This is a genomic window from Lactobacillus xujianguonis, assembly GCF_004009905.1.
Classification (GTDB): domain Bacteria; phylum Bacillota; class Bacilli; order Lactobacillales; family Lactobacillaceae; genus Lactobacillus; species Lactobacillus xujianguonis.
Genome location: NZ_ML136894.1, coordinates 1 through 22,934, shown reverse-complemented (window position 1 = coordinate 22,934; position 22,934 = coordinate 1). Strand labels below are relative to the sequence as shown.

The window sequence follows — 22,934 nt, the reverse complement described above, 5'->3', positions numbered from 1 at the left end:
AAGTAAGCGTAAACTAAAGTTGTTGAAATAAAGCAGTTTTATTAAGTAAGAAGGCAGCTAGATGGATAAGCTAGTAGATCTATATTTAAATAATGCCGCCACTCGTCAAAAATGGGAAGCTTTCCTGGCGAGTCTCGACATTCATAACTTTAGTGATCGCGAACTTGATCAAATCAATCACACCTTCGGCTTAGTCGATGAAGAAGGCAAGCTGGTAGGAACTGGTAGTGTTGCCGGCAACGTCTTGAAGTATGTTGGCGTCTGCAATAAGGGAGTTACTTCTGGAGCTCGTTTTAATAAAATCGTCACGGCTTTGCAGCAGTATATTTTCAATGAAAAGATTTTTCATAGCTTTGTCTTTACCAAGGCTAAATATTCCGAAAGCTTCCAACATTTGAACTTCCGGGAATTAGCCAAGACTGACCAAGCAGCTTTTCTAGAAAGCGGCACGCCAGATGTTGATAACTATTTAGCTGATTTACCAAAGGTTAATGACCAAAAAGATTTGAAGATTGGCGCAATTGTCATGAATGCTAATCCTTTTACTTTGGGTCACCGGCACTTGGTGGAATTAGCCAGTGAAGAGAACGATTTGGTTTATGTCTTTGTTGTTAAAGAAGATGCCTCATTATTTACTACTGATGAAAGAATGGAATTAGTTCGGGCTGGTTTAGCCGACTTGGCTAATGTCAAAGTTGTCAGTGGGGGAGATTACATGGTCTCTAAAGCCACTTTTCCGGCTTACTTCTTGAAGTCGCCTGAAGACTTGATTGATGTGCAAACGGCCATTGATGCGCGGGTCTTTAAGAATGTGATTGCGCCAAGCTTAAATATTACACGTAGATATTTAGGTAAAGAGCCATTGTCTATGACCACGCATTATTACAATGTCAGTTTGGCCCATGAATTAAGTCCAGACATTGAAGTGATCACCATTCCTCGTAAAGAAGTGAATGGTGATGTAATTACCGCGACTGAAATTCGGCAGAAAATTAAGGCTGGCGACCTTGCTGGAATGAAAGAACTTGTTCCAGCAACCACGCTCGAGTTTATTGAGAAGAACCTTGCAAGTTTGCAAGCGAGAATTGAGAAAGGAATGAATATCAATGGAAATTAAAACCACTGGTGTAGCAGGAACCCTTGAAAGTTCCGACATCCAAATCATGGTTTCCAAAGGTAACAACGGAATTGAAATTGACCTTGATTCAGAAGTTAAGAAGGCCTATGGTGATGAAATCGAAAAGGTCATCACTGATACTTTAACTAAGTACGGTTTAACTGACTGCAAAGTTAAGGCAACTGATAAGGGTGCGCTTGATTGTGTGATCAAGGCTCGTACTTTAGCAGCTGCCCAACGTGCAACCGAAACTTCAGAAAAACCAGATTTGGAGGTGCTCTAATGACTTACGTAAAGAATCGTTTACGTCGGACCATGATGTTTGTTCCTGGTAACAACCCAGCCATGATTAAGGACTGCGGGATCTATGGTGCTGACTCAATTATGCTCGACTTGGAAGACTCAGTTTCTTTAACTGAAAAAGATGCTGCCAGAATGCTTGTTTATGAAGCAATTAAGACAGTTGACTTTGGTGGTAGTGAAATCGTTGTTCGTGTTAACGGTCAAGACACTCCATTCTACGACGAAGACGTTAAGGCCATGGTTAAGGCCGGTGTTGACGTTATTCGTTTACCAAAGACTGAATCAGCTGCCATGATTCAAAAGTTGGTTAAGGATATTGAACACTGGGAAGACGAATTTGGCATTGAAAAGGGCACCATCGGTGTCATGGCTGCCATTGAATCAGCTAAGGGTGTCCTTCACGCTCCAGAAATTGCTGAAAGTACCCCATTAATGATGGGGTTGGCCGTTTCAGGTGAAGACTACACTGCTGATATGCACACTCACCGTTACCCAGATGGTCGTGAACTTGAATTTGCTCGTAACATGGTTTTGCAAGCAGCTCGTAGTGCTGATGTTTATGCTTTCGATACTGTCTTCTCAAACATGAAGGACACTGAAGGATTCTACCGTGAAACTAACTACATTCACGAATTAGGTTACGATGGTAAGTCACTTGTAAACCCACGTCAAATTGCCATGGTTAACAAAGTCTTCAACCCAACTAAGGAAGAAATTGAAAACGCACAAAACGTGGAAAACGCTATTCGTGAAGCTAAGGCTAAAGGTAGCGGTGTTATCTCGATGAACGGTAAGATGGTCGATAAGCCAGTTGTTGAAAAGGCTACTAGAGTCCTTCAAACTGCTAAGGCTTCAAACTTGATTGATGAGGAGGGCAATTACATTGGAGAATAATGTAAAACGTCAATTACCAGACGACTTAATGAACGAATTAAACTTAAAAGCTTACGAAACAACTGACATTGGTCACCCTGTAGAACAACGTGTGGCCCCAAAGGTTAGAGTTACTACTGGTCAAGACAAGGTTGTTGATTCACTTGAACAAGTTATTAAGGATAACTTGAAAGACGGTATGACTATTTCCTTCCACCACCACTTCAGAAATGGTGACTTTGCCTTCAACAAGGTAATGGATCTGATCATCAAGTTAGGTTACAAGGACTTAACTTTAGCTCCATCATCATTAACTGGAGTTATGAACGACAAGATTATTGAAGCTATCAAGAAGGGTGTCATCACTAACATTACTTCATCAGGTATGCGTGGCTCACTTGGTGACTTCGTTTCCCACGGTGGTTTGAAGAACCCAGTTATTTTCCGTTCACACGGTAACCGTGCTCGTTCAATCGAAGAAGGCGAAATCAAGATCGATGTTGCCTTCTTAGGTGTGCCAATTTCTGACCCAGCTGGTAATGCCAACGGTCAAGAAGGGGATGCTGTCTTTGGTTCACTTGGTTATGCTTTGATGGATGCCCAATATGCTAACAAAGTTGTTCTTTTGACTGATAACATTGTTCCTTATCCAAACACTCCAGCTTCAATCAAGCAAGATCAAGTTGACTACGTTGTTAAGGTTGACAAGATTGGTGACCCAGACAAGATCGGTTCAGGTGCTACTCGTTTCACTAAGGACCCTAAGGAATTGAAGATTGCCCAAATGGTTAACCAAGTAATCGTTAACTCACCATACTTCAAGGAAGACTTCAGCTTCCAAACTGGTTCCGGTGGTGCTGCCTTGGCAGTTACTCGTTACCTTCGTCAAGCTATGATTGACAAGGGCATTACTGCTTCATTTGCTGTTGGTGGGATTACCAAGCCAACTACTGACTTACTTGAAGAAGGTTTAGTCAGAAAAGTTATGGACGTTCAGGACTTCGACAAGGGTGCTGCTGCTTCAATGGCTAAGAACCGTGACCAACAAGAAATCGATGCTTCTTGGTACGCTGATCCACATAATAAGGGTGCCGTTGTTAACAACCTTGACGTGTCAATTTTGTCAGCTTTGCAAATCGACACTGACTTCAACGTTAACGTTATGACTGGTTCAGATGGTGTGATCCGTGGTGCCGTTGGTGGTCACCAAGACTCAGCAGCTGGTGCTAAGATGACCATCATCACTGCTCCACTTGTTCGTGGTAGAAACGCAACTGTGGTTCCTAGTGTTGAAACTGTCGTAACTCCAGGTGAATCAATCGACGTGTTGATAACTGAACGTGGAATTGCGATCAACCCTAAGCGTAAGGACTTAATTGATGCCTTATCAAATGTTCCAGGTTTGAACATTGTTTCAATTGAAGACTTGCAAAAGATGGCTGAAAAGCAAGTTGGTAAGCCAAAGAAGCTTGAATACACTGACCGTACTGTTGCCTTGGTTGAATACCGTGACGGTACTGTTATCGATGCGATTAAGCAAGTTAAAGACTGATTAACTAGAATATTTTGTTGAAAAGAGCTTGAGAAGGAACTTCCTGAGCTCTTTTCGTCTTTAAGGGAAAAATGATGAAGTCAATATTTGATGAAGGAAAAGAGCAGGGGATTCCGGAAGTGCTGGCTGCTAAAGACAAGCGAGTAGCGATGCAAAAGGCAATTTTTGCTAAGTATCCGGATCAGACTCTGGTTGATGTGAATTTAAATATTCCGGGACCGATTAAGAATAACCAGTACTTAGAGCACTTGTTTAACGAAGGGATTAAGCAATTGGTAGCCAAGTTTGAGGCAGCAGGGATGCACTATCATGTGGCAGCCGAGTGGCATGAAGATACTGGCGCGGAGATATTTTATGTTTTGCAGGAGCCAATCAAACAAGTGAAAGTAGTTTGTGTGGAATTTGAAGATCAGACTGCATTAGGCCGTTTGTTTGATGCTGATGTGCTGGTCAAAGATGAGAGTATGGCCATGTCGCGAAAGGATTTAGGCTTGCCGGAGCGTAAATGCTTCTTATGTTCAAGACCAGCCAAAGAATGTGCGCGTTCCCGGCGACATTCGGTAGCGGAATTACAGGATTATATTTCGCAAGTTTATTTTGAAAATGTGAAATAGGTATAGAGATTAGATTTTGAACCATTTCAGTAAAAGAGATTTTAATCAAAAAACTAAATAGAGAACACTAAAAACAAGTTGCGAGAGGCAGATAGCTTTTTTGTCTCATCAAAAAAGCCATCCCTTGGCGAGATGACTTTCAACTTAAGTTATTCTATCTAGTTTTTCCGTTTACGATCAGCTAAGCCGAAGGCTGCGACCATTGCTAAAACTAAACCGCCAAGTACGGCAAAATTGCTTTGCTTAGCACCAGTCTTTGGTAAAGTAGCGCGTTGATCATTATTGCTCTTAGCTTGACCAAGTGTGTAATGCAATTGCTTAACTGGAGCAACTTGTGGGTCAGCAGTTGCAGTCTTAGGTTTTCTAGTTGCAGCTTCTTTTTGTTTAGCTTGGGATTGCTTTTCAGCTTCTTGCTTCTTATTAGCTAATGGACGAACCGTTTCTTCGTAATTTTGATCATTATTTGCTTCCGGTTCTGCTTCAGGGTGTGAAGCAACATTTTGGCTTTTGCTCATTATTGTTAGTTGGTTGCTTCTTGTCCGGTGTTTGTGGTTGGTCCTGATGATCACCGGGAGTAGTTGGCTTGTCCTTGTTTGGATCATCCTTACCAGGTTTTTCAGCTGGAGAAGTTTTACTAAAAAGACTAAAGTGAAGTTCTTAGGAGCAACAGCAAAGTTACCGAATGGATCAGCACTAGCAAGTAAAGCCTTAGCCTGGATTGGACTAGTAGCTAAATCAAGCTTAGTACTATTAGCACCAGTCGCAATTCCATCTAAGACGTAACCATCTTTTTCTAATTTGGCCACTACTTGGTTAAGACCAGCAAAGCTAATGTTGGTGTTAGCGTCAGTACTGTTGACGCCAATTACTTTTGCTAATTCTTTATCAGTTTGATCCTTGTTAATGAAGTATACATTAGCCGTGTAGTTACCTAAGTTAGCTGTCGATTGACCATTATTCAGGAAGTTAGTGTATTCAAAACCGTCTAATGATTGCAAGTTAGCAGTACTATCACCCATGTAAAGTTTAGAATAAGGATCGTCATCACCCTTAGTCCAATTCTGAAGGGCTTCTTCAGATGGCAAAGTATCTAGTTGAATGAAAAAAATCTTGTCACTTGCATTTTCATTACCAAGCATGAACGGGCCGTTTTGCGCGATAGTAATTTTGTTTTTAGTATCGTTAACACCACTCTTAAGTAAATCTTCAAAAGCTGTACTTTCTTTGTAGGTGGTAATCTTTTGGTAGACATTATCAAGGTTGATCCGGTTACCATTTTGGTTAACTACCCAACTACGGTCAGGAATTTCAAAAACCTTAATTGACTGAGGAATAATGGTTTGACCAGTAGAGAAGGTTTGTTGGAAGTAGACATCAGTTAATGGATTTTGACCATAATTCCAGTAAAGCCCCCATTGCAAAACCTTTTTGCCTTGATCTTCTTGGGGCACGTTACTATCATCAGTCCCATATTTAATGACGAAAACTTTTACCCTTTCGTTATTGACCTTATCAACCAATGGCTTAACATTAACATTCACATCTTGCTTGAACATGGTTTGGTGTTCAGGATCTGTCATGGTAATGTTAATTGTTGCGTCAGTTTCAACGTTAAAGGCAGCAGCCTTTGGCATTAAAGTTACTGGCAAGGTGAAACTAGCAGCGCCATTTTGCCCGTTGTAGTCCTTGTTAGCAGTAATGGTGAAGTCATTATTTTCGTGGTTAACGGTGACTGTGAAGTCTTCACCGACATTAGGGTCATTTTGAATTTGCCATTGAGTAGGATTACCAACTTGCAAGTTGAAACTTTGACCTTGCTTAGCAGCAGGTAAGTTGTTGACACTAATTTGCAAATCGACATTGGTTTGACCAGCCATCACATCTTGACGATGAGCCTTAGTATCAGTCCACTTGACGGTCATTTCCTGGTCGCCGTTTTTAGTGACAGAATTAGGATCGGGATCCTTGTATTCTGGGACCACTTTAGTTGTAGCTACTGGTTTTTCTGCAGTTACTGGGCCGACATTTTCTTGAGTAGTGTTTTCTTGCTGGCTTGCATCAACTGTTTCAGAATTTTCTTTATTTTCAGCTGGAGCTGGATTTTCATTACTTGTTTGTTCATTGGCAGGAGCTTGACTTTGTTTTACTGCCTCATCGTTATTTTGATTGACAGTAGATTTTTCGTCAGCTTGTTCTTTATTTTCTGAAGACTTATTCTGACTCACTACACTTTGTTCAGTTTCCTGAGTAGTCGTATCAGCCTTAATTTCATTAGTGTTTAAGAAAAAGGCAGTTCCTAAAATTGCCGCACAAAGACCAACAGAGAATTTACGTAAGCCATATTTTGGTTCTTTTTCAAATTTATTAAACATGAAATCATTCCTCTTATTTTTAAATTTCACTAATACTTATTAAATAATAAGCTATACCATATCAAAAAATCACAGGTTGTTATTAAATATGGTTTTTTCTATTACAAAAATGTTGTTTGTCAATTTAAAAAAATGGTATTAAAAAAATCCAGAAAAAACAAATTTTTTGGATCCAAGTTATTATTGATTTAATTCGCTTAAGACTCTTTCAGCGATGCCTTCATTAATAATCAAGTGGGTGATTAGGCCAGTTCGCAAGGCACCAAAAGGGCGTTAACCTTGAAGCGGTTTTTAACAATTACGAAGCGGACTGGTACTTTTCTTAAGGCCTCTAAGGAAATGCCGCATAGATGATCATCAAAGTTAGCGAAGAAGTGACCGTTGATGTCATATGGCCGGCCAAACATCATCCCCGCAATTTTTCCTTGATCGATATCTTGCAAGAGTTCCGAACCATAATCTTGATTGAGGTATTTATTAACTTTAAAGGATTGAAAGGTCCCAATTCCGCTGAAGAGCAGGTTCAAGTTATCATATTCTTCTTCTAAAGTCTGGTAGAAAGGTTCCTTTTTTAGAGCCGTCAAAAATTTGGGATGAAGGACATACAGCGGAGCAGGTAAGAGGCGACTCTGCGCGTTAAACTTATCAGCGGCTTCTTGGACAATTGGTTGCTTACGGCGATCACCATTGACGATTTGCCCTAATAATTGCACAAAGGTTAGATCTGGACGCTCAACTGGGGTAAAGTGATTAACAATGTCTAGCATTAAGGTGCCCCAGGTCATCCCAATCTTGTTACTACCTTTAATATAAGACTCAATCTGTTCTGCGGCATAACTAACGATTGCTTCATTGTCTTGATTCGTCGTTGAATGATTTTGGAGAATAATCACTTCTTTAAGATGGAAAAGATGTTGGAATTCGCGCTCCAAGTCTTGATTGCGTTTGGCTTGCTGCTGGATACTAATCTTGACGATGCCTTTTTCTTGGGCAGTATCCAAGGCTTTAGTAATCAAATAGCGAGAGATGCTGTATTTTTGTGAGATTTCGGCAATATTCAACTTGCTCAGGTAATAATCATGAGCAATGTTTGCCAATTCTTCATTAGTTAATTGAGCCATATTAATCATCCTTCGATTCTGTTTAATTTAACCTTATTATATAATATTTTGTAGATAAATTTTAAAAAGTGACTATTATTTTAAATATTTTAAAAAGCTTGGACAACTTATTCGGAAAAGTTGTGCTAAAATAGAAAGGCTATTTAAATTTTAGAAAAGTTGAGGAATCATGTCAGAGGATATAGAAAAAGTAAAACAGTCGCAGTATAAACTATCGCATCACCATCACATGAAGATTCGGTGGGATGATTTCTTTAAAAGTGATGATGATACCCTTGCTAGGGATATCACTTTAGTTGAAAAAGGATCATTAGTTGGCCGAATCGGCCTGATGCTACTAAGTTGTGGAACAGGAGCCTGGCGGGTGCGCGATTCAATGGATACCGTTGCCAGAACCTTAGGCATTACTTGTTCGGCTGATATTGGCTTAGTTTCAATTGAATACACTTGTTTTGACGTTGATAACCAATCATATTCACAGACCTTATCTTTACCATCGACTGGCGTTAATATGGCCAAGCTGAATGAAATGGAAAAGTTTGTTCGGCAATTCCAAAAAGGGCATGGTCACTGGACGCTAGGTCAGATTAATACCAGGCTGGATGAAATTGACCACTTCAAAGTCAAATATCCAACTTGGATTGCCGGACTTGCTTCCGGTTTAGCCTGTGCGGGCTTTATCTTTTTACTAGGAGGAGGTTGGCCAGAAGTTATCTGTGCTTTCTTTGGCGCCGGGGTAGGTAATTACGTCCGCGGCGAAATTGGGCGTAAGAAGATTACCTTAGTTGCCAAAATCGCTGTGGCTGTAGCTGTAGCTTGTTTGGTTTACTTTTTAGCCTTCCTAGTTTTACGGCAATTCTTCGGTGTTGCTAACGATCATGCTTACGGCTATATTGGGTCCATGCTATTCGTGATTCCTGGTTTTCCATTTATTACCTCGGGGCTGGACATGTCCAAACTGGATATGCGTTCAGGTCTTGAACGTATGACCTATGCCATCTTGATCATTGTGGTGGCCACGATGGCGGGTTGGGGTGTAGCCATGATTTTACAGTTAAAACCAGGCTCGATGCCGAAATTGCCGCTAAATCTTGTCAGCTTAGCTTTATTACGGATCTTAGCTAGTTTTTGCGGTGTCTTCGGCTTTTCAATCATGTTTAATTCTCGGCCGAAGATGGCAATTACCGCGGCCTTTATCGGGGCTTTAGCCAACACCTTAAGATTAAGCTTAGTGGATTATGGTCATGTGCCAGCGGCTTTAGCAGCCTTTGTCGGAGCGTTATTAGCCGGGTTATTAGCCAGCGTTGCGCGCTACAAGGTTGGTTTTCCACGAATTGCGATTACGGTTCCATCAATCGTGATTATGGTGCCCGGGCTATATATGTACCGCGGCGTCTTTAATTTCGGCATTACTAATATCAACATTGGTGCTTATTGGATTACGGAGGCTTTGATGATTGTCGCCGCCTTACCAATGGGCTTACTAGCAGCCAGAATTCTTACTGATAAGAAATGGCGTCACGCTAATTTATAAAAAAGCAACAGAAAAAGGAGCAGTATCAAACTGCTCCTTTTTGAGTTTCAAATTAATAGTTTTTGTCGTTTACTTAATAAATGCTGTTCTCATAACTAAAAGGACGGCAATTATCGCGATTGCAAAACCAACTAATCCTAATGTTATACTCATCTATGTCATCTTCTTCTATAAAACTCTGTATGTGGTCATATATAGAATATAACACAGATTTTACTAATTGAAAGCGCTTATCTTTCTAATAGATCTTCAAAATCCGCGTGGCAAAAGGCTGCCAGGTCTTGGGGGTTAAGGAAAACGCTCCGCCCAACTTCACCACTAGAAACGGCAATTTCTGCTTCATCTTTCATACTATTATCTAAGTAGATTGGGAAGTGGTGGTTGAAGTAGATTCCAATTGGCGTATTAGCACCGTGCACATAGCCAGTTGTTTTTTGTAATTTCTTCAGTGGCAACATTTCGCACTTCTTATTTCCAGACACTTTAGCTAGTTTTTTCATACTTAAGTGTTCAGTCACTGGAATGACGCCGACTAAGGGACCAGTTTTATTTCCTTCACAAACTAAGGTTTTGTAGACTAAATGCTCTTTCTCTTCTAAAATGGAAGTGTCCATTTGCGCAACCCCACCACTATCTTTGTGGGTCGCAAATGAGGCTTGAAGATATTTGATTTTATTTTGATCGAGAATTTTTTCGACCAAAGTTTTTTCAAGTTTATATTTCTTTTTCTTCTTTGACATGTTTATCACCCAGAACCATGATAGCATTTGTCGAAGAAAAACCAAATGGGAGTTATTAATAAATGAAATTATTGGTAATAAAGATTGAAACTAGCCACGAAGTAGAAGATGCCTTAACGGTGTTTGCACAAGACAATTTAAAGGCCCTTGGCACTGAAGCCAGAAAGCGGAGTGACTTTGAACAAGCAGGTTGGCTCCATGATTCTACGGTGGTAGAGATGGATGACATTAAGGACTTGCCTGAAGACATGCAATTTATGGCATACTTTGATGAAGAAGCTGATCGCGAACAATTAATTAAAGAGTTTACTGGTAAATTAACTGAATTAAAAACTTACGGCTTAGCAACAGGAGCCGGGAAGATCACCACTAGTTATATTGCTGATCAAGACTGGAATACTGCTTGGCAAAAGTACTACCATGTTATTGATTTTTCCCGGCACTTGGCTATTGTGCCTGAATGGGAAGATTATCAACCAGCTTTTAAAGATCAGCAATTAATTAAGCTTGATCCAGGTCTAGCCTTTGGGACAGGTAACCATAAGACAACGCAATTGGCAATGATGGGCCTTGAACGGGCAATGGTGAAACCAATGACGGTCGTTGACGTTGGTACTGGCTCTGGTATTTTAGCAATTGCTGCAGCAAAACTTGGCGCCACTGATATTTTGGCGACTGATATTTCCGATGAATCAATGACCGCTGCGCAGCAAAATGCCGCTTTAAATGATTTAACCAATATTCGCGTGCAAAAGACGAGTTTATTGGCCAATGTAGACGGAAAATTTGATATTATTGTTGCTAATATCTTAGCTGAAATTTTGCTTGATTTAATTCCACAAATGGATGCGCACTTAAATGATGGTGGTCAAATTATTTTCTCAGGGATTGACTATCTCCAATTGCCTAAGATTGAAAAGGCGCTGGACGAGAATGGCTTCAAGATCGACTTAACGATGAAGCAAGGTCGCTGGATCGGACTAGCTATTACTAGAAAAGAAGCATAGTTGTGGTAAAATAAAGAATAAATTAAGCTAAAATGAGAGGAAAAGATAGCTTGATCAAGAAAATTAAGCAAAGAATACTAACTTTGCCACTAATTAAGAAGCTCAATCAACGCCGCTTTATGCCACTGATTTGGTGGAGTTTATTAGTCATCATTTTGCCGTATCTTTGTAGCTTGCTACAGGTGCCGGTGGTCTGGCGAGTTGGGATTGTTTTTATCATTATTAATTGTCTAATTAGTTATCATCTAGGGAATTTAATTATTAAATTGCGTTTAAACAAATGGTGGATGTTACTCATGCCGGTTGTTTTCTGTTTAGCAATTTTGCCTAGGTTTGCGAACTATAATTTAATGTTTGGCCTTATTTATCTCATTATCGAAGCTTTTGGCTTAATGAATAAAAATATTTATCGCTAGAAGGGATGATCATCATGTCCAAGTATGTTGAGATGACGCATGATCAGGTAATCGCCGCCTGTCAAAAATATATGAATAAAGAGCAACTAGCTTTTGTCGAAAAGGCATATGAATATGCCAATCGTGCTCATGCTGGTCAAAAGCGAGCTAGTGGGCAGCCATATATTATTCACCCCACCCAAGTTGCCGGGACTTTAGCTACTTTAGGTCTAGATCCAGATACTGTGGCAGCGGGCTTTTTGCATGATACAGTTGAAGATACTGACGTTACCAACGATGATATTAAACGCGATTTTGGCGAAGATGTCGCTTTTATCGTCGATGGGGTAACTAAATTAAATAAGTATCAATACAAGTCACACCAAGAATTTTTAGCTGAAAATCACCGGAAGATGCTGATTGCGATGGCTAAGGACTTGCGGGTGATCATGGTTAAATTGGCTGACCGTTTGCACAATATGCATACTTTGCAACACTTGCGCCCTGATAAACAACGCCGAATCGCTTCAGAAACGATGGATATTTACGCCCCATTAGCTGACCGCTTGGGTATCGGGACAATTAAGTGGGAATTAGAAGATATGAGTTTCCACTACTTAAATCCTGAAGCTTACTACCGGATCGTCAACTTGATGGATGTTAAGCGGAGTCAAAGAGAAAAGTACATTTCTGACGCGATTAACGTTTTAAAAAGTACTCTGGATAGTCTGGGCATTAAGTATGAGATTTATGGTCGGCCCAAGCATATTTACTCGATTTACAAAAAGATGGTTAACAAGCATAAAGACTTTGATGAAATCTATGACTTGCTAGCTGTAAGAGTGATTGTGAAGACAGTGCGGGATTGTTATGCGGTCTTGGGTGCGGTGCATACTGAGTGGAAGCCAATGCCAGGACGGTTTAAGGATTATATTGCCGTGCCTAAGGTCAATGGTTACCAGTCTTTGCACACGACGATTATTGGACCTGGTGGTCGACCACTTGAAATTCAGATTAGAACTGAACAAATGCATGAAGTCGCTGAATACGGGGTTGCCGCCCACTGGGCTTACAAACGTGGTAATTTTGAAGGAGTTAAGGAATCCTCTGCTGGCGACCAATTAAACATGGTCAAGGAAATCCTAGAATTAAAGGATGAAACTAAAGACGCTGATGAATTTATGCGCAGCGTTAAAAGTGATATTTTCTCTGATCGTGTTTATGTCTTCACGCCTAAAGGCGAAGTTTATGAATTGCCTAAGGGTGCGGTTACGCTAGATTTTGCTTATGAAATTCACACCCAAGTCGGCGACCATGCCGTTGGGGCTAAGGTTAATGGCAAATTAGTTCCACTAGACTGCAAACTCAAAAACGGTGACGTCATTGAAATTATGACCCAGTCGAATGCGGCACCGTCCCGTGACTGGGTGGACATTGTCCAAACTTCCCGGGCTCGCAACAAGATTCGCCGTTACTTCAGAGCACTTGATCGTGAAGACAGCATCGAGCGCGGCGAAGAAGAAGTGGCTAGTTTATTGCGTGAACACGGCTTAAATGCTAAGGAGTTCATGGACAAGGATCACATTGATAAGATCTTAGACCACTTTAATTACCATACTCCTGAAGAATTGTATGCTGCGATTGGTTTTGGTGATCAATCAGCCATGGGTGTCTTCAACCGTTTGACCTTTGACTTGCGTAAGAAACAAGAACAAGAAAAGCAAAAGAAGCATGAAGAAGAAATTCTGAATTCTGGGCAAAAGTCTGCTCAAAGTGAACCAGCGCCTAAGAACAATAATGCCGGAACAATGAAGATCAAGCACAAGAATGGGGTCATGATCCAAGGTGTCAGTGACTTAATGCTCCATTTAGCTAAGTGCTGTAACCCTGTTCCTGGGGATGAAATCATCGGCTATGTCACTAAAGGTCGCGGGGTAACCATTCACCGGGCAGATTGCCGTAACATTACCAAAGAAGCTGCCAATGAAGGCCGTTTAATCGACGTTGAATGGGAAAACGTCGGTGAAGATTCTAGTTTGCAATCCTTCAATGCCAATATTGAAGTCTTTGGTTACAACCGTGGTAATTTGCTCAGTGATATTATCAATAAATTGAATTCTTTAACCAAGAACATTAATAATATTTCTGGTAAGGTCAATGATGAAAATATTGCCCATGTTTATGTCACTGTTGCGGTTAAGAATGCCAAGCAATTGGAGAGTATTTTAAGCGGCTTAAGAGACGTACCAGATGTTTATGAGACAAAGAGGTCAGATAATTAATGCGAGTTGTCATTCAAAGAGTTAATCATGCCCAAGTAGATATTGCTGGCAAAACTGTTGGTAAAATTGGCAAAGGCTTTTTACTATTAGTTGGTCTGCGTGAAGGGGATGAACTAGCAGTTGTCAAAAAGGCAGCTGATAAGATTGCCAAGATGCGCATTTTTGAAGATGAAGAGGGCAAGACTAATTTATCTTTAAAAGATGTTGGCGGCGAAATTTTGAGTGTTAGTCAGTTTACTTTACTTGCTAATACGAAGAAGGGGAATCGTCCTAGTTTTGTTGAAGCGATGCGCCCACCAAAGTCAAAAGAATTATGGGAAGATTTTAACCAAGAATTGGAAAATAATGGCTTCCATGTTGAGACCGGTGAGTTCGGAGCTGACATGCAAGTTAGTTTGGAAAATGATGGTCCCTTTACGATTGTGTTAGATCTGTAAACTTTTTAAGAAATCGTTTACAAAGGTTGACATTATCGTCTTAAAAATATAAGCTAAAAAAGAATTATCGATGACAAAGAAGAAAGATTGGCAGATCTATTGACAGAGACTGTTTGCTTGGTGAAAGAACAGATAGATCAGAATCTGTGACACCTTTAACAGATAATGGTTCGTTTCGCGAGCGTTAATCGTAGGAATTATAAGGTGGTACCGTGCTAATCTTAAGCGCCCTTGAAGGTTTTTCAAGGACGCTTTTTTTAATTTGTTAATGAAAAAATAAAGGATGATAAAATGAGAGTTCAAAGACCAAAAGGTACAGTCGACATTCTACCTGATGCTTCTGGTTCCTGGGAAAAAGTCGAAGCCATTGCCCGCGACTTTTTCAAAAAGGCAAATTACCGGGAAATCCGGACACCAAGTTTTGAAAATTATGAAGTCTTTTCCCGTTCAAGTGGTGAAAGTTCTGATGTTGTTGAAAAGGAAATGTATGATTTCAATGACAAAGGTGGTCGTCACATTGCCCTTCGTCCAGAAGGAACCGCTGGGGTAGTGCGGGCTTATGTTGAAAACAAGTTATATGGTCCAGATGTTGTTAAGCCATTCAACGTTTACTACATCGACAATACTTTTAGATATGAAAGACCACAAGCCGGGCGACAACGTGAATTTCACCAAATCGGGGTTGAAAGCTTTGGTTCAGCTAGTCCATTAGCTGATGTGGAAACCATTATGATGGGCCATGATTTATTGGCTGAACTTGGAGTTAAGAATTATGAATTGCACATTAACACTTTAGGTAACGCTCAAGTTCGTCAAGATTATCATGATGCTTTGGTCAACTACTTTACTCCTTTGAAGGATCAACTTTCTGAAGATTCTCAAAGACGGTTAGGGATGAATCCATTGAGAATTTTGGATTCAAAGGCTGAACAAGATAAGCAATTCTTGCCAGATGCTCCAAAGATTGTTGACTACTTAGATGAAGACTCGAAGAAGAATTTCGAAACCATTACTAACATGCTTGATCAATTAGGCATTAATTATGTCATGGATGATGACTTAGTACGTGGGCTTGATTACTACACTGGCATCATTTTTGAATTTATGGTTGAAGACAAGAACTTATGGGAATCTGCAACCACTATTCTTGGCGGTGGACGTTATGATCACTTAGTTCAAGAATTCGATGGTCCAGCAACCCCTGCTGTTGGTTTTGGGATCGGTGAAGAAAGATTAATGCTTGTTTTAAAGGAACAAAATCCAGCTTTATTTGCTGATGAAGGCATTGACTTCTTCATTACCAACATTGGGGAAGGTACCGAAATGAAGACCGTTGAAATCGCAAGATCTTTGCGTAAGCAAGGCTTTAAGACCCAATACGATGTTGATCAAAAGAAACTAAAGGCGCAATTTAGAAAGGCTGATCGTGTTCACGCTAAGTATGTCATTACTTTAGGTGCTAAGGAACTTGAAAATGGCACTTTGAACATCAAACGGTTAGCTGATGGTAAGACAATTGACTTAAGCCTTGAAGACTTAAATGATATGCAAACTGTAATGGAAAAATTGAAGGACTAAAAAATGGAACACATGGATAAAAGAACAGACTATTGTGGCAATATTACTAGTAAATATGAAGGCCAAGAAGTAACTCTATATGGTTGGGTACAACGTGTACGTAACTTGGGTAACTTAGTCTTCATCGATTTACGTGACCGTGAAGGAATCGTTCAAGTTGTTGTTAACAAGGATTCTGGTAAGGAATTAATGACCATTGCCGATGAACTTGGTAGCGAATACGTTATCGAAGTTAAGGGTAAGGTTGTTAAGCGTTCAAGCGTTAACCCAGAGATGAAGACTGGGGAAGTTGAAGTTGACGCAACTGAAATTGACATCTTGAACAAGTCAAAGGTGCCACCATTTGAAATTAAGGATGACATTACTGCTAACGAACAAACTCGTTTGAAGTACCGTTACCTTGACCTTCGTCGTCCAACTTTACAAAAAGCACTTATCTTGCGTTCTAAGATTTTGCGTGCTGTTCATGAATACTTTGACGAAAATGGTTTCATCAATATCGAAACTCCAATTTTAGGTAAGTCATCTCCAGAAGGTGCCCGTGACTATCTTGTACCATCAAGAATTTACCCAGGTAGCTTCTATGCTTTACCACAATCACCTCAATTATTTAAACAATTATTGATGGGTGCTGGTTTTGATAAGTACTACCAATTAGCAAAATGTTTCCGTGACGAAGACCTTCGTGGTGACCGTCAACCAGAATTTACGCAAATCGATATGGAAACTTCCTTCCTTGATGAAAAAGGCGTTCAAGATTACACTGAAGGCTTATTAAAGAAGATCATGAAAGATGTAATGAACATTGATCTTAAGACGCCAATTAAGCGGATTACTTGGACTGAATCAATGAACAAGTATGGTTGTGATAAGCCAGATACTCGTTACGAAATGTTCATTCACGACTTAAGTCCAATCTTTAAGGATTCAGACTTCAAAGTCTTCTCAGGTGCAATTGCTGATGGTGGTTATGTCAAAGGTTTGGCTGTTAAGAATGGTGCTAAGGCATACTCACGTAAGAAGATTGATGAAAAGGCTGATTACATCAAGCGTTACCATGCAAAGGGCTTAGCTTGGGTTAAGTATGAAGATGGTGAATTCTCAGGTCCAGTTTCACGTTTCTTAACTGATGAAAACAAGGAAGCTTTGATCAAGGAATTTGACCTTGAAGGTGGAGAATTAGTAGTCTTTGTTGCTGACAAGTGGAAGGTCTGCTGTGATTCACTTGACCACCTTCGTCGTGAATTTGCTAAGGAAACCGGCATTATTCCAAAAGATGTTTATGACTTTGTTTGGGTTGTTGACTGGCCATTATTCGAATACGATGAAGGTCTTGGCCGCTGGATCGCTGCTCACCACCCATTCACCATGCCAGATGATGAAGGTATTAAGTTACTTGATACTGATCCACACAAGGCTCACGCTCGTTCATACGATATTGTCATGAACGGTGACGAAATGGGTGGTGGTTCAATCCGTATCCACAAACGTTCAATCCAAGAAAAGATGTTCAAGGCTTTAGGCTTCACTAAGAAGAGAGCTTACGAACAATTTGGTTACTTGATGGATGCTTGGGACATGGGCTTCCCACCACACGCTGGTCTTGCCATTGGACTTGACCGTTTCGCAATGATGCTTGCTCAAAAGGACAACATTCGTGACGTTACTGCCTTCCCTAAGAATGCTAATGCCAGCGAACCAATGATGCACGCTCCAGCACCTGTAACTGATCAACAACTTGAAGATATTGGTATTCAAGTTGATCCAGCTTTTGAAAAGAGTGTTAAGGATACTGAAGCACGTCTTGAACAAGAAGCTGCAGAAGATGCTGCTAAGAATGCAACTTGGGATGATTAAGTTAAATTGAATAAAAGATAGAGAAATGTCTGGAAAAATTCGTTTTCCAGACATTTTTTCTCTTTGTTACACAATTTGTTAAATGATTGTAAATTTGTACGCCCAAAAAACTGTTATTATAATTAAGCGGATATAGATAAGCATAAAAATAATAAAACGATAATTTAAAAATCATTAAAAGTTAAAAACTGTATTGTGAGGGATATCATTGCGGAAAAGAAATAAAAAGTTATTAAGTGTATTAGCATGTGCTGGGGTTCTTGCAACTGCCGGGGCTAGCGTAGCAGAAGTTTCTACCAACTCAATTTTAAATCAAACTGTTCAAGCTGCTAAGAAGTCAGTTAAGGCTCGCAGTTACGGTGTTGATGTTGCTAGTTACCAATCAACTAACTTAAGTAGTCATGCTAACGCTGGGGCTCAATTTGCGATTGTTAAGGTTAGTGAAGGCACTGGCTACCGCAACCCTAAAGCTGCTGCCCAAATTAAGAGTGCAATTAGTAATGGGATGATGCCAATGGCATACCACTTTGCTACTTTTGGTGCCAACAGTAGTGCTGCTAAAGCTGAAGCAAAGTATGCTGTCTCATCAGCTAAGGCTTTAGGCTTACCAAATGGTTCATACATTGCTTGTGACTGGGAAACTGGTCAAGGTAACAATGTCAATGGTGGTAAGAATGGCAGTGCTAATGCAATCATTGCTTTCATGAAGCAAGTTAAAGCTTCAGGCTTCCAATCATTGCTTTACTCAGGTGCCCACTTATTAAAAAATAATATCAACACAAACAAAGTTAACAATGCCTTTCCAAATTCACTTTGGGTAGCTTCATACGCTACAATGGGACGAATTGACAATCCTAACTTTGCTTACTTCCCATCCATGGACGGTGTAGCTATTTGGCAATTCACTGATAACTGGCGCGGTTTAAACGTTGACGGTAATATCACCTTGTTGCCATTGTCATACGGTAATGGCTCAAGTCAAGCACCTAAGGCAACTTCAGTTAAGAACAAGAAGACAGTGATGCATAAGGCAGCTGTTTACGACAAGAACGGTAATAAGACGGGTAAGACTGTTAAGGCCTACAAGAAGGTAACTGTACTTGGTGGTGTGGTAACAATCAAGGGCACTAAGTACTACCGGACTGGTAAGAATTCATACATTAAGGTTGCTAATGTTGACGGTACTCCTCGTCAATTGAAGAAGAGTGGTTTAGTTTTCGATAAGAATGGTAAGATTACTAAGGCACCAACCATTATGGCCAACACTACTGTTGCTACTTATGGTAAGAAGAATATCGGCGGTGTTGAATACTACAAGATTAACAAGAACCGTTACGTTAAGGTTAGTGACTTTAAGTAAAAGACGTTAAGTTAAAAAGCTTGAGGGAAATCCTCAAGCTTTTTTTATGCTTATTTTTAATCGACATATACTAAATTATGTTAAGCTATAATGTAAAACTTTTGTAAAAAAGCTGATTCTTTTCATTTTGATAACAAAGGCTGTCATGATATCTTAAGGTTTAGATAGTACAAAACATGGTATGATAATATTAAAGATAAAACAGCGAATGAAGATGGAGAATTTAGATGCAAATGAGAAATAAGAAATTTTTGGGTATGCTGGCTTGTGCAAGTCTGTTATCTGTAATTGCTACCGTTACTTCCCAGGCCCCTCGCGCTTTTAATTCTAAGCAAGTAGAGGCGGCGACTAATTCCGTTGGCGCAAGACAGCTAGGTGTAGATGTAGCCAGTTATCAAAGCAGTAATGTTGCTAATATGGCAGCAGCAGGGAGCCAATTTGCCATTGTTAAAGTAAGTGAAGGAACTAATTATCGTAACCCCAAGGCTTCAGCCCAAATTCAAAGTGCAATCAATAATAATATGATGCCAATGGCCTACCATTTCGCTACTTTTGGTGCTAACAGTACCAGTGCTGCAGCAGAAGCTCAATATGCAGTTGCTTCAGCTAAGGCTTTAGGTTTGCCAAGTGGTTCATATATTGCTTGTGATTGGGAGTCAGGACAAGGTAATCAAATTAATGCAGGAAAAGATGCTAGTGCAACTGCAATTTTGGCCTTTATGGATCAAGTTAAGCAGGCAGGTTTCCAACCATTACTTTATTCTGGAGCTTACTTATTAAATAATAATATTAATACCAGTACTATCTTAGCAAAGTACCCTAATTCATTATGGGTAGCTTCTTATGCGACTGCTGGTCGAATTGATACACCAAATTTCGCGCACTTTCCATCCATGGATGGGGTGGCAATTTGGCAATTTACCGATAATTGGCGTGGATTAAATGTCGACGGGAACATCACTTTATTGCCACTTTCATATAATAGTGCAACAACACAAGCTCCGGTAACTCCAAGTACAACTAATAATAGTAGTAATCAAACTACTAATAGTTCTACTGCCACAGACAGCAATTTAAATACTGAAGCAGCGGCTGCTAATAATAAGACGACCACCGCTTCAAGCTCTGAGCAGAAGACTACTAAACAAGTGATGCATAAAGCATTCGTTTATGATAAGAATGGTAAACGGGTGGGTACTAAAGCCATTGGTGCTTATACCTATGTGACTGTACTTGGCGGCATTGTTAAGATGCATGGTAAGAGTTACTACAAGATCGGTGAAAATGAGTACATTGTTTTAGGTAATGTAGATGGTACCAATCGAACATTAAGCCATAATGCCTATGTTTATAACAATAAAGGTGTGCGCGTTTACACGCCAACTTTAAGAAAAGGAATGTCGCTGGCAACTTACGGTTCAAGAATGAAGATTAATCATAAGATGTATTACCGGATTAATAAGAACCGTTACGTTAAGGTAGCAAACTTCTAGAAGAAAAGAACAGAGAAAATAATCAAGTTTTACGACTTGATTATTTTTTTGGCGAAAGATTAATGAATTTGTTATAATTTAACAACGGCTGATAGCTTATAATAAACAGGAAAAGAAAATAATTTAGAAGTAGATTGGAATAAGAAGTAAATATGGATCAACTTGATCAATTCAACCGCAGGTACAATTTCTTTTCGAAATTGTCAGCTGCCTTATTTTACTCAATTGCCGTAGCCGTGGCCTTGAATTTCTTTTGGACACCAGGACACATGTATTCATCCGGGATTACGGGTTTTGCGCAGTTAATTAATTCAATTAGTGAGCGCTTCTTACCGTTTACCATTTCAACATCCCTGATGTACTTTGTTTTGAATGTTCCATTGTTCATTTTAGGTTGGACCAAAATCGGCCATAAATTCACCTTTTTCACGATTATTGCCGTTGCTTTAGGATCATTCATGATGCACATTGTGCAACCACTGACGGTTCACTGGGATCCTTTATTATGTGCGATTTTTGGTGGGGTGATTAACGGTATCGGAACCGGTTTTGCTCTTAAGAACGGGATTTCAACTGGTGGACTTGATATTATCGGCATTGTTTTCAGGATGAAAACTGGGACGAGCTATGGTAAGTTTAATATCTTAGTTAACTTAGTCATCATTTGTGCGGCTGGTTTTGTTTTTGGCTGGACCAGAGCCTTGTATTCAGCCTTGACTATTTTTATTAATGGGCGCGTAATCGATGCGGTCTACACGCAGCATAAGAAGATGCAGGTGATGATTGTCACTGAGCATCCCCAAAGTATCATTAACGGGATTCAGAATAAGATGCACCGCGGAATCACTATTTTGCATGATGCTGAAGGTGCCTATGGTCATACTGAAAAGACAGTGCTGATTACCATTATCGATCGCTATGACATGTATGATATTCGTGAAATCGTAAAAAAGGCCGATCCATATGCCTTTATGAGTGTCAGCGAAGTCGAGAAGGTCTACGGCCGCTTCAAAGAGCAAGAGATAGTCTAAGTAACAAAAATAACCTAGAAAACTCAGTTTTGAGTCTTCTAGGTTATTTTTTATTGTTGATTTAGTATTTTAGTCATATAGCCATTAACTGCAGCTGCTTGCATTTGCTCCCAATTATTGAATTCAGTTTCTGCTTTAACGAAACTATCAAGTTTAGTACTTGGAAGACTAGTTAATGCTTCAAAATCTTTAACCTTTAAGGCTTTCATAAAGAAATTAAAATTCGCAAATTTTGTATTGGTTTGCATAAATTGCGGTGTAAATAAATCTTGATAGGCAACTGCTTGTTTAGCTTGTTTTTGCGCCATCATTTCCAGACGCAATTTGAATAAATCTTCGCTGTTCATCCTGATCCCTTTCTGCAAATACTTAATGATTATAGCATTTGAAGTGGGGCAGGCGAAACACTACTTGCAATTTTCTTCAATTGTTTTAACTGGGTTGAGCCAAGTGCCGACATTACGGAACCAGTTGTTACATGGATAGCCATGATCATTAATGTAGTCGTGGTTGGTTTTAGTAACTCCTAAATGAAGGTGACTGCCGGTTAATTTACCAATCTTTTGGCCGGTCTTAACCATTTGACCAGCTTTAACCTTGATGTCTTTCTTCTTATTGAAGCCTTCTTGATAAATCTGAACATAATTGTCTGGACTAATTACCCAAACAAACCAGCCTAAGCCATTACCATAGGCTACTTTTTTGACCGTACCTGGGTGAACGGCTCTGACCGTTGAGTGACCAACTTCTGAAAAACCAAAGTCCCAACCATCGTGGAAATAACTTAATGGTTTAATGGAACGGGCATAGTTGGTAATTCCAAAAACTTGCGCATTATACATTGGCCGGACACCTTTTTTATCTTGTACGGCAAAAGGGTAATTCCAATCGTTCTTTATGGAAGGGTCAACTTCTTCAGTTTGAATATCAGCGTTCTTCTTTTTAGCTGCTTGAGTATTGTTTGAGCCAAATAATAAACTAGATGAGAGCGCAACAAGAGCAGCACTAGCTAAGATAAACTTCTTTTTCATTTACGTTAAATCAGAAAAAACTGATTTAAGCCTCACTTTCTCCTTATAATTTTCGTTATTCATTGTAAGGCTTGGATGTTACAATCATGTTACCGAAAAATTAAGAGCAAAATAAACATTCTAAGCTAAATAGTGAATTAGTTATCCGACGGGATAATTGATTCACTATTTTTGTTCTCTTGTAGAATTAAAGTAGTAGTAAAACGATATGCCCTGTCGCTTTTAGACACTTGATGT

The 22,934-nt window shown here is 39.8% G+C and carries 20 protein-coding genes; 15 read left to right on the top strand and 5 right to left on the bottom strand.

The window, feature by feature from the left end:
• The first annotated feature begins 61 nt into the window (after positions 1–61).
• The 5 genes from citC to citX all read left to right on the top strand — a co-directional run bounded on the left by citC (position 62) and on the right by citX (position 4,459).
• Positions 62–1,117 carry a [citrate (pro-3S)-lyase] ligase gene (citC, locus tag EJK17_RS08800; RefSeq protein WP_127796352.1) on the top strand — a complete coding sequence of 352 codons (1,056 nt, stop codon included), beginning with the start codon at positions 62–64 and terminating at the stop codon, positions 1,115–1,117.
• Positions 1,107–1,400 carry a citrate lyase acyl carrier protein gene (gene citD, locus EJK17_RS08795; protein WP_103660707.1) on the top strand — a complete coding sequence of 98 codons (294 nt, stop codon included), beginning with the start codon at positions 1,107–1,109 and terminating at the stop codon, positions 1,398–1,400. Before citC ends, citD begins: the two co-directional genes overlap by 11 nt.
• Positions 1,400–2,314: a citrate (pro-3S)-lyase subunit beta gene (gene citE / locus EJK17_RS08790; RefSeq protein ID WP_103660706.1), complete on the top strand. Its 915-nt coding sequence runs from the start codon at positions 1,400–1,402 to the stop codon at positions 2,312–2,314. The genes citD and citE overlap by 1 nt, the downstream gene beginning before the upstream one ends.
• Positions 2,304–3,845: a citrate lyase subunit alpha gene (citF, locus tag EJK17_RS08785; protein ID WP_281273605.1), complete on the top strand. Its 1,542-nt coding sequence runs from the start codon at positions 2,304–2,306 to the stop codon at positions 3,843–3,845. The genes citE and citF overlap by 11 nt, the downstream gene beginning before the upstream one ends.
• A 74-nt stretch (positions 3,846–3,919) precedes the next feature.
• Positions 3,920–4,459: a citrate lyase holo-[acyl-carrier protein] synthase gene (gene citX / locus EJK17_RS08780; protein WP_103660704.1), complete on the top strand. Its 540-nt coding sequence runs from the start codon at positions 3,920–3,922 to the stop codon at positions 4,457–4,459.
• Positions 4,460–4,617: 158 nt separating this feature from the next.
• Here the strand turns inward: citX and EJK17_RS08775 are convergent, their stop codons facing one another.
• Both EJK17_RS08775 and EJK17_RS08770 read right to left on the bottom strand, forming a co-directional pair.
• Positions 4,618–6,831, bottom strand: coding sequence for an LPXTG cell wall anchor domain-containing protein (locus EJK17_RS08775; protein ID WP_103660719.1), 2,214 nt, complete (start codon positions 6,829–6,831; stop codon positions 4,618–4,620).
• A gap of 242 nt (positions 6,832–7,073) precedes the next feature.
• Entirely contained in the window at positions 7,074–7,952 is an 879-nt protein-coding gene (locus EJK17_RS08770) for a sugar-binding transcriptional regulator (protein ID WP_342769181.1), read from the bottom strand.
• Between the two features lie 169 nt (positions 7,953–8,121).
• Between EJK17_RS08770 and EJK17_RS08765 the strand changes: the two genes are divergently transcribed.
• Positions 8,122–9,486, top strand: coding sequence for a threonine/serine exporter family protein (locus tag EJK17_RS08765; RefSeq protein WP_103660703.1), 1,365 nt, complete (start codon positions 8,122–8,124; stop codon positions 9,484–9,486).
• 230 nt (positions 9,487–9,716) lie between these two features.
• Here the strand turns inward: EJK17_RS08765 and EJK17_RS08760 are convergent, their stop codons facing one another.
• Positions 9,717–10,226 carry an aminoacyl-tRNA deacylase gene (locus EJK17_RS08760; RefSeq protein ID WP_103660702.1) on the bottom strand — a complete coding sequence of 170 codons (510 nt, stop codon included), beginning with the start codon at positions 10,224–10,226 and terminating at the stop codon, positions 9,717–9,719.
• A 62-nt stretch (positions 10,227–10,288) separates the two neighbouring features.
• Here EJK17_RS08760 and prmA point away from each other — a divergent pair, with 62 nt between their 5' ends.
• The 9 genes from prmA to EJK17_RS08715 all read left to right on the top strand — a co-directional run bounded on the left by prmA (position 10,289) and on the right by EJK17_RS08715 (position 21,666).
• Complete coding sequence (prmA, locus tag EJK17_RS08755) at positions 10,289–11,233, top strand: 50S ribosomal protein L11 methyltransferase (protein ID WP_103660701.1); 945 nt, start codon at positions 10,289–10,291, stop codon at positions 11,231–11,233.
• Between the two features lie 53 nt (positions 11,234–11,286).
• Positions 11,287–11,649 carry a hypothetical protein gene (locus tag EJK17_RS08750; protein WP_103660718.1) on the top strand — a complete coding sequence of 121 codons (363 nt, stop codon included), beginning with the start codon at positions 11,287–11,289 and terminating at the stop codon, positions 11,647–11,649.
• A gap of 14 nt (positions 11,650–11,663) precedes the next feature.
• Positions 11,664–13,910, top strand: a complete 2,247-nt coding sequence (locus EJK17_RS08745) for a RelA/SpoT family protein (RefSeq protein ID WP_103660700.1) — start codon at positions 11,664–11,666, stop codon at positions 13,908–13,910.
• A complete protein-coding gene (gene dtd / locus EJK17_RS08740) occupies positions 13,910–14,347 on the top strand; it encodes a D-aminoacyl-tRNA deacylase (protein ID WP_103660699.1) in 438 nt (145 codons plus the stop codon). The genes EJK17_RS08745 and dtd overlap by 1 nt, the downstream gene beginning before the upstream one ends.
• Before the next feature lie 291 nt (positions 14,348–14,638).
• On the top strand, positions 14,639–15,925 hold the full coding sequence (gene hisS / locus EJK17_RS08735; RefSeq protein ID WP_103660698.1) for a histidine--tRNA ligase: 1,287 nt from the start codon (positions 14,639–14,641) through the stop codon (positions 15,923–15,925).
• Between the two features lie 3 nt (positions 15,926–15,928).
• Positions 15,929–17,782 (top strand): aspartate--tRNA ligase, encoded by a 1,854-nt coding sequence (aspS, locus tag EJK17_RS08730; protein ID WP_168180776.1) that lies wholly within the window; start codon positions 15,929–15,931, stop codon positions 17,780–17,782.
• A 208-nt stretch (positions 17,783–17,990) separates the two neighbouring features.
• Entirely contained in the window at positions 17,991–19,142 is a 1,152-nt protein-coding gene (locus tag EJK17_RS08725; protein WP_103660697.1) for a GH25 family lysozyme, read from the top strand.
• Between the two features lie 227 nt (positions 19,143–19,369).
• Positions 19,370–20,635 carry an SLAP domain-containing protein gene (locus EJK17_RS08720; protein WP_127796351.1) on the top strand — a complete coding sequence of 422 codons (1,266 nt, stop codon included), beginning with the start codon at positions 19,370–19,372 and terminating at the stop codon, positions 20,633–20,635.
• Positions 20,636–20,787: 152 nt separating this feature from the next.
• Positions 20,788–21,666 (top strand): YitT family protein, encoded by an 879-nt coding sequence (locus tag EJK17_RS08715; RefSeq protein ID WP_103660695.1) that lies wholly within the window; start codon positions 20,788–20,790, stop codon positions 21,664–21,666.
• A gap of 50 nt (positions 21,667–21,716) precedes the next feature.
• On the opposite strand, the gene EJK17_RS08710 is transcribed toward EJK17_RS08715, so the two are convergent.
• Together EJK17_RS08710 and EJK17_RS08705 are read right to left on the bottom strand one after the other, a co-directional pair.
• Positions 21,717–22,013: a hypothetical protein gene (locus EJK17_RS08710; protein ID WP_103660694.1), complete on the bottom strand. Its 297-nt coding sequence runs from the start codon at positions 22,011–22,013 to the stop codon at positions 21,717–21,719.
• Positions 22,014–22,073: 60 nt separating this feature from the next.
• Complete coding sequence (locus tag EJK17_RS08705) at positions 22,074–22,697, bottom strand: M23 family metallopeptidase (protein ID WP_103660693.1); 624 nt, start codon at positions 22,695–22,697, stop codon at positions 22,074–22,076.
• Positions 22,698–22,934: the final 237 nt, after the last annotated feature.

Coding starts and splice junctions, on each gene's coding strand:
- citC (WP_127796352.1), top strand. CDS start 62: ATGGATAAGCTAGTAGATCTATATTTAAATAATGCCGCCACTCGTCAA.
- citD (WP_103660707.1), top strand. CDS start 1,107: ATGGAAATTAAAACCACTGGTGTAGCAGGAACCCTTGAAAGTTCCGAC.
- citE (WP_103660706.1), top strand. CDS start 1,400: ATGACTTACGTAAAGAATCGTTTACGTCGGACCATGATGTTTGTTCCT.
- citX (WP_103660704.1), top strand. CDS start 3,920: ATGAAGTCAATATTTGATGAAGGAAAAGAGCAGGGGATTCCGGAAGTG.
- EJK17_RS08775 (WP_103660719.1), bottom strand. CDS start 6,831: ATGTTTAATAAATTTGAAAAAGAACCAAAATATGGCTTACGTAAATTC.
- EJK17_RS08770 (WP_342769181.1), bottom strand. CDS start 7,952: ATGGCTCAATTAACTAATGAAGAATTGGCAAACATTGCTCATGATTAT.
- EJK17_RS08765 (WP_103660703.1), top strand. CDS start 8,122: ATGTCAGAGGATATAGAAAAAGTAAAACAGTCGCAGTATAAACTATCG.
- EJK17_RS08760 (WP_103660702.1), bottom strand. CDS start 10,226: ATGTCAAAGAAGAAAAAGAAATATAAACTTGAAAAAACTTTGGTCGAA.
- prmA (WP_103660701.1), top strand. CDS start 10,289: ATGAAATTATTGGTAATAAAGATTGAAACTAGCCACGAAGTAGAAGAT.
- EJK17_RS08745 (WP_103660700.1), top strand. CDS start 11,664: ATGTCCAAGTATGTTGAGATGACGCATGATCAGGTAATCGCCGCCTGT.
- dtd (WP_103660699.1), top strand. CDS start 13,910: ATGCGAGTTGTCATTCAAAGAGTTAATCATGCCCAAGTAGATATTGCT.
- hisS (WP_103660698.1), top strand. CDS start 14,639: ATGAGAGTTCAAAGACCAAAAGGTACAGTCGACATTCTACCTGATGCT.
- aspS (WP_168180776.1), top strand. CDS start 15,929: ATGGAACACATGGATAAAAGAACAGACTATTGTGGCAATATTACTAGT.
- EJK17_RS08720 (WP_127796351.1), top strand. CDS start 19,370: ATGCAAATGAGAAATAAGAAATTTTTGGGTATGCTGGCTTGTGCAAGT.
- EJK17_RS08715 (WP_103660695.1), top strand. CDS start 20,788: ATGGATCAACTTGATCAATTCAACCGCAGGTACAATTTCTTTTCGAAA.
- EJK17_RS08710 (WP_103660694.1), bottom strand. CDS start 22,013: ATGAACAGCGAAGATTTATTCAAATTGCGTCTGGAAATGATGGCGCAA.
- EJK17_RS08705 (WP_103660693.1), bottom strand. CDS start 22,697: ATGAAAAAGAAGTTTATCTTAGCTAGTGCTGCTCTTGTTGCGCTCTCA.